Source organism: Christiangramia lutea, from assembly GCF_022489035.1.
Classification (GTDB): domain Bacteria; phylum Bacteroidota; class Bacteroidia; order Flavobacteriales; family Flavobacteriaceae; genus Christiangramia; species Christiangramia lutea.
In genome coordinates this window covers 1-5,733 of the sequence record NZ_JAKVTV010000012.1, presented here as the reverse complement: position 1 = coordinate 5,733, position 5,733 = coordinate 1, and the positions used below count along the sequence as shown (strand labels likewise).

At 31.0% G+C, this 5,733-nt stretch carries 7 protein-coding genes; all 7 read left to right on the top strand.

Annotation, left to right across the window (positions count from 1 at the left end; all coding sequences use genetic code 11):
• Positions 1-137: 137 nt before the first annotated feature.
• The 7 genes from ML462_RS15790 to ML462_RS15760 all read left to right on the top strand — a co-directional run bounded on the left by ML462_RS15790 (position 138) and on the right by ML462_RS15760 (position 5,494).
• Positions 138-776, top strand: coding sequence for a hypothetical protein (locus ML462_RS15790; RefSeq protein WP_240714803.1), 639 nt, complete (start codon positions 138-140; stop codon positions 774-776).
• Between the two features lie 146 nt (positions 777-922).
• Complete coding sequence (locus ML462_RS15785; RefSeq protein WP_240714802.1) at positions 923-1,459, top strand: DUF6843 domain-containing protein; 537 nt, start codon at positions 923-925, stop codon at positions 1,457-1,459.
• 35 nt (positions 1,460-1,494) lie between these two features.
• Positions 1,495-1,956, top strand: a complete 462-nt coding sequence (locus tag ML462_RS15780) for a carboxypeptidase-like regulatory domain-containing protein (protein ID WP_240714801.1) — start codon at positions 1,495-1,497, stop codon at positions 1,954-1,956.
• Between the two features lie 950 nt (positions 1,957-2,906).
• Complete coding sequence (locus ML462_RS15775; RefSeq protein WP_240714800.1) at positions 2,907-3,338, top strand: hypothetical protein; 432 nt, start codon at positions 2,907-2,909, stop codon at positions 3,336-3,338.
• 176 nt (positions 3,339-3,514) lie between these two features.
• Positions 3,515-3,952 carry a hypothetical protein gene (locus ML462_RS15770; RefSeq protein ID WP_240714799.1) on the top strand — a complete coding sequence of 146 codons (438 nt, stop codon included), beginning with the start codon at positions 3,515-3,517 and terminating at the stop codon, positions 3,950-3,952.
• Positions 3,953-4,085: 133 nt separating this feature from the next.
• Positions 4,086-4,853: a hypothetical protein gene (locus tag ML462_RS15765; protein WP_240714798.1), complete on the top strand. Its 768-nt coding sequence runs from the start codon at positions 4,086-4,088 to the stop codon at positions 4,851-4,853.
• Between the two features lie 179 nt (positions 4,854-5,032).
• Positions 5,033-5,494 (top strand): hypothetical protein, encoded by a 462-nt coding sequence (locus tag ML462_RS15760; RefSeq protein ID WP_240714797.1) that lies wholly within the window; start codon positions 5,033-5,035, stop codon positions 5,492-5,494.
• Positions 5,495-5,733 lie beyond the last annotated feature (239 nt).

Genomic DNA, 5,733 nt, shown 5'->3' with positions numbered 1-5,733 from the left:
TCTGCTGCACATAACGACGAATATAAAGAATAGGGGCAAACAAGAATTGTGTATATTTCAGAATTCAAAAACACCTAAATTTAAACACGAATATAGAAGCCCCTACTCTTCATATTCGAGACCGTTGTGATGCATATATGAAAATACTAACTATAATAACATTCTTACTAATTGTGGATTCAATTTCTGCACAAGATTTAGATGGAAAATGGTTGATGACTAAAGAAGGTGATACCTACATTATTCCAGAAAACTTAATAATAGAAATAAATTCCGATTCATTGAAATACTTTTCATTTGATCAATTACAATCTTCAATTCCAATAAAAATTAAAAATAACAACATCATTATAAATCAAAAACAGACTGATACTGTTGAGTTTATTAATGAAGATAGAATTAAAATAAAAAGTCAGGGAAAAGTAAATGATAAAAATTCGTTGATCGAAACAGAATATGTAAGATTAAAAAAAACTAAGACTAAATTATCACCAGAAGAAATTCAAAAATTATCGTTTAAGTTTAATTGGAATGATGAGAAGTTCAAAGTTATATTTAATAAGGAATTAGGAAGTCCGCAGGTCATGAAGATTATGGAAAAGGATGAATTGACAAAAATTCGTCTTGAGAAAATTGACTCTACATATTTCATTTCAATTTACGAATCTGGGAAAAGGGCAACAATAGTTCCAATAAAAGAAGTTTCCAATGATAGAATGATCCTGTACGGAATGCCTAGAAAACCATATAAAATAGTCGGTGAGAAAATCGAATAACATACGCATCACAACAACGGTTCATCGCCAATAGACGGTAGCGTTAGAAAGAAAATAATTAACTTGACCAACAAACCAATACTAAGCCGACAAATCCGCGTCCCTTACTCCGCCAACTGGCGATAACCGAGACCGTTGTGCACAATATGGAAACAAAGATTCTGCAATATTCAAAATTTTCCGGATTAATATTCTTCTTAATCTGTAGTTGCATTCAAAATGCTGAACCTGAAACTTTTTTAATACCTAAAGATTTTAGAGGAAGAGCAAATATTATTTATGATCAAAAATGCGGATTGGATGAAGAGTATGAAAATGGCAGAAGGGTTTATAGAATACCCGAGGATGGTGTTCTTTTGACAAAATTTAGTAAACCTTCAGGATTTATTGACCACAAATATTATTTAGTAGATAAGACAGGTAATAGAATTGAATTATCGAAAATGAACGTTAGAGATTATAATGAAGATTATACAATTTCAAAAAATCCAAAAGAACCACCTAGAGATACTTTAGGAGTTTTTAAATGGGGAACTTTAGGAAGTGCCGCACAGATGAATGATGATGGTTATACATTTCAAGAATTCTTTATCAGTGATTACAATAATCTTGGTAAAAATTACACCAAGAAATATTTAAGTTTTACCGATTTAATTAAAGAAAAAAGAAAAAACTGTAATTAATCGACAATTATCACTAAAAGTAAAATAATTCAGGAATGAAAAAATTAATAGCTCTACTTTTAATATCTCTAATTTCGATATGTCATTTGTATTCTCAAAATAAAACTAGTGAAGGAAGGGTAATAGATAACAATTTGGAAACTTTACCTGGCGTTCCAATCTTCATTAGTGACACTATTCAAATTGGAGAAACAGATTTAGAAGGTTTCTTTAAAATTGAAATTCCCACTGACAAGCATAAAATTACTTTCAAATATCTTGGGATAGATCCTGCAACTATAGAACTGATTGAACAATGTGAACAAATAGAAGTAATCATGATGTTAACAGGTACACATGATTTTGAAACTTTTAGACGAGCTGAAAGGGAAAGAAAAAAGAAATTTAAATTACTCCCTGAAATTCATAAACGAGCTTATAACAAAGGAATATTTCAATTAGATGAGCCATGCTACAATCGCGAATTTGAGCCCTACTTTCTTGAGAAGGAAATTTAAAAAAATATAATTTATAAAATCATAGCCATACTGTGCACAACAACGGTTCATCGCCAATAGCCGGCAGCGTTAGAAAGAAAATAATTAACTTGACCAACGAACCAATACTAAGCCGACAAATCCGCGTCCCGCACTCCGCCAACTGGCGATAACCGAGACCGTTACCTCTAATTGCTCCGACAAAAACAAGATCCTGACTTAACTAATTTTAAAATTAAAAAGTGTTGAACGAAATTTGCCTAAAAACACTTCCCTCCTATTTAAAATCTCAAGCTAAAAATGCCTAAATAACAAATTGGAAAATAAAAATTAAGAAAAGAGAAAATGGTAAAAAACTGCTGTTCCTATTTCTAACTCCAACATAAAAAGTGTAGAACGAAATTTGTCTAAAATCGACCTCCTTTTATTCGAAATTTCAACTTAAAAACTTGAAGAATAAAAAGGTCAAAAGAAAAATTTAGAAAAGAATAAAAATCACAAAAAAAGTGCATTTCATATTTCAACTCTGACTGGAAAAAACACAAAACGAAATTTGCCTAAAATCAACTACATTCTAATGGGAATTTCAACTTGAAAAATATAAAAGAAATTGAAAAAACCTGAATTTCAAAATTCTAACTCCGACTAAAAAAACAAAAAATCCTAAAGAAGAATCCAGGAAAGAACGTGTTTTCTTTTAATTCTGCTAACATTCATAATTTTTGGTGTTGTAGCGCAGCGATGGTCGGTTCTAGAGCTCACTCAAACGTGTCGCAACTAGAGGTAACAACGGTTCATCGCAAATAACGGGTAGTTTGCTGAAAATTGCTATTTTAGAGACCAATTATAAAAACAACTAATCCGACAAATCCGCGTCCCTATTCCCGCAACTTGCGATAACCGGGACCGTTGGCTGCAATTTGAGAAAAATCCAGGAAAGAAGATTAAGCTGACCAAATCTTTAAATTAAAATGAAAAACACGAATATTAAATTCTTCTTTTGTTTGATGATTTTGATTGCCACTTCTTGTTCTAGCAATAAGATTTTGGTTCAAAAGGAGAAAACCGAATTTGGAAATATTCGTTTCTATATTGAGAATAAGCTAAAGGATTATAAAAGCCAAAAAAGATTAGTTGCAAAAATCGATCAAACAACCTATCAACTTAATCAACAAGAAATTTTAAAACAGACTGACAAAGAACCTAATATAATTTATACACTAATAGAAGATAATATTCTAAAAAGTCCTAATACTAATATCTACCAAAAATTGACAATTTCAGATTCACTAATTTTATTAAAATGCAATAAAATCCTAGATTCACTAAAATGGAATAATTTTAAAAGATTTAAGGATCAAAAAGGATTTATAAAAGAGGTGTATTACTATCACCAATCTTAAATAAAGATAAAACTGACAAACAGCAGCCAACAACGGTTCATCGCCAATAAGCGGCACCGTTAGAAAGAAAATAATTAACTTGACCAACAACAAAATACTAAGCCGACAAATCCGCGTCCCGTACTCCGCTAACTGGCGATAACCGAGACCGTTAGGATGCAATGCAACAGAATTAGATGAAAGAACTTAAACAATTAAAACTTCTATTAATAATTTCTCATTCATTGATACCAATTGCAGCTGGACACGGATTTGGAATTTTACTTCTTTTTGAAATTATAAGTCCAATCAGAATAATCCAGGATGAAATTTTATTTGATTTCAACGCTGACTTTCAAGATAGATTAATGCTTGTAGGATTGGTTTCATTCCTGAGTAAAATAATCCTTATATCAAGTTTGGTAATAAAGAAATCAAAACTTAAAAATTTGTTTACTATTACTGGAGTTTTAATTCTATGGTTAGCAACATACATTCTGACTAAAAATCCGGATAAAGATTCTTTAACTAATTTACCGATAATTACAAGTTCAATATCTTTAATTTTATCGGTAATAGTCCTGTTTAAAGTGATGAACAAAGAACTAAAACTAAAGAAGAAAATTATAGCTTAGCACTGCACCTAACAACGGTTCATCGCCAATAAGCGGCAACGTTAGAAAGAAAATAATTAACTTGACCAACAAACCAATATTAAGCCGACAAATCCGCGCCTCTTACTCCGCCAACTGGCGATAACCGAGACCGTTGGCAGCAAGCTTTATGAGAAAAATTCTATTAATAATAATTCTTCTAACTAGCATTAAAACTAATGCAGATGGATTCGAAGTCTTATTTTCAAAATTTAGTAAGGCTAAGAATATTGCACAAGTTGATAGTTTACTAAATCAAGAATTTGACAACTTTGTTATCGATTCAGAAGGCTTAAATATCTATCGAAATTTAGATAGCAATTTTAAACAAATGATTTATGGTTTTAGCATTCGTTATAAAGAAGAAGGCTTTTACGAGGAATTCAAAATTTATATTGTAACTGATCAGGATAATAAAATTGTATTCGGAAAACTAGAAGAATTTGAGTATCCGGAGAAAATAATCCAAAGTGAGATTTTTAATATTCAAGTGAATCAAATCGAAAAGTACCTTATTGAACATCAAAATATTTATGATCTAAAACTTGAAGAAAAGAATTTCATTGAACAATTTGAAACACTAAAATTATTTGGTTTTGGATGTTCTGAAAGTATGGATTACTATCCAAAAGAAGCTAAAAAGATGATGAAATTAGTTGATAGAAAAGATTATAAAGAATTAGCATTTTGGTTAAGACAAATTAGTCCAGAATTACAAGCTTATGGATTAACTGGTTTAATCGAATTAGAGAAAGAGGGCATAAAAATACAACCGGAGGAAAGAAAGATAATTGAGCACTTGAAAAACAGAAATACTCCCATAAATAATTGTTCTGGATGCCTTTATGGTTTAAAAACTCCAATTAAAGAACTAATTTATTAGAGAAAAAGCCGGCTGCCAACAACGGTTCATCGCCAATAAGCGGCAGCGTTAGTAAGAAAATAATTAACTTGACCAACAAACCAATACTAAGCCGACAAATCCGCGTCCCTTACTCCGCCAACTGGCGATAACCGAGACCGTTACATGCAAGCGCCAGAAAAATCCCAAAAAGAAGAAAATTGAAATTAAAACTTATCTCAACAATATTCATTCTAATAATCCTGGAATCTTGCGGGGCTAGCAAAACTGATTTGATTAAAGAGAGAGTTGAAAAAACTTATTTATATACCCAATACACAGCGGATCCAAATAATACAGATTTCGAAATAAAGCAAATTTCAAAAACAGAAAATAATAATGGCTCCGAGTACTGTTTGTTCTTTAAAGATAAAGCTAACGATTTAGTTAGAACAAAATTTAGGACGGATCTAAAAGATCAAAATATAGTAGTGAATTATTATTTTAAGAATGATGAATTAATCTATCTTTTATATGAGGATAAAAACCTAGATAAATCCTATTCGAGATATTTTGAAAATGAAAAAGTAATATTTGACTGTTGCAAAAATTTTCAACCTAACGAAGCAATTATTAGCAAAGGGATTAATTACACAAAAAACTATAAAAGCGCCAGCATGTAACAACGGTTCATCGCCAATAAGCGGCAGCGTAAGTAAGAAAATAATTAACTTGACCAACAAACCAATACTAAGCCGACAAATCCGCGTCCCTTACTCCGCCAACTGGCGATAACCGAGACCGTTAGCTACAAGCGGATTCAATGAAAATCGTGTAAATAATTAAAAAATAACACGTGTTAACAAAATTCTTCTTTATATTTGTATCTATAACTTTCAATTGAAAAGTGATGAATACAAAA

What these genes read in the sequence shown, in the direction of transcription:
- ML462_RS15790 (WP_240714803.1), top strand. Translation starts at nt 138, where the DNA reads ATGAAAATACTAACTATAATAACATTCTTACTAATTGTGGATTCAATT.
- ML462_RS15785 (WP_240714802.1), top strand. Translation starts at nt 923, where the DNA reads ATGGAAACAAAGATTCTGCAATATTCAAAATTTTCCGGATTAATATTC.
- ML462_RS15780 (WP_240714801.1), top strand. Translation starts at nt 1,495, where the DNA reads ATGAAAAAATTAATAGCTCTACTTTTAATATCTCTAATTTCGATATGT.
- ML462_RS15775 (WP_240714800.1), top strand. Translation starts at nt 2,907, where the DNA reads ATGAAAAACACGAATATTAAATTCTTCTTTTGTTTGATGATTTTGATT.
- ML462_RS15770 (WP_240714799.1), top strand. Translation starts at nt 3,515, where the DNA reads ATGAAAGAACTTAAACAATTAAAACTTCTATTAATAATTTCTCATTCA.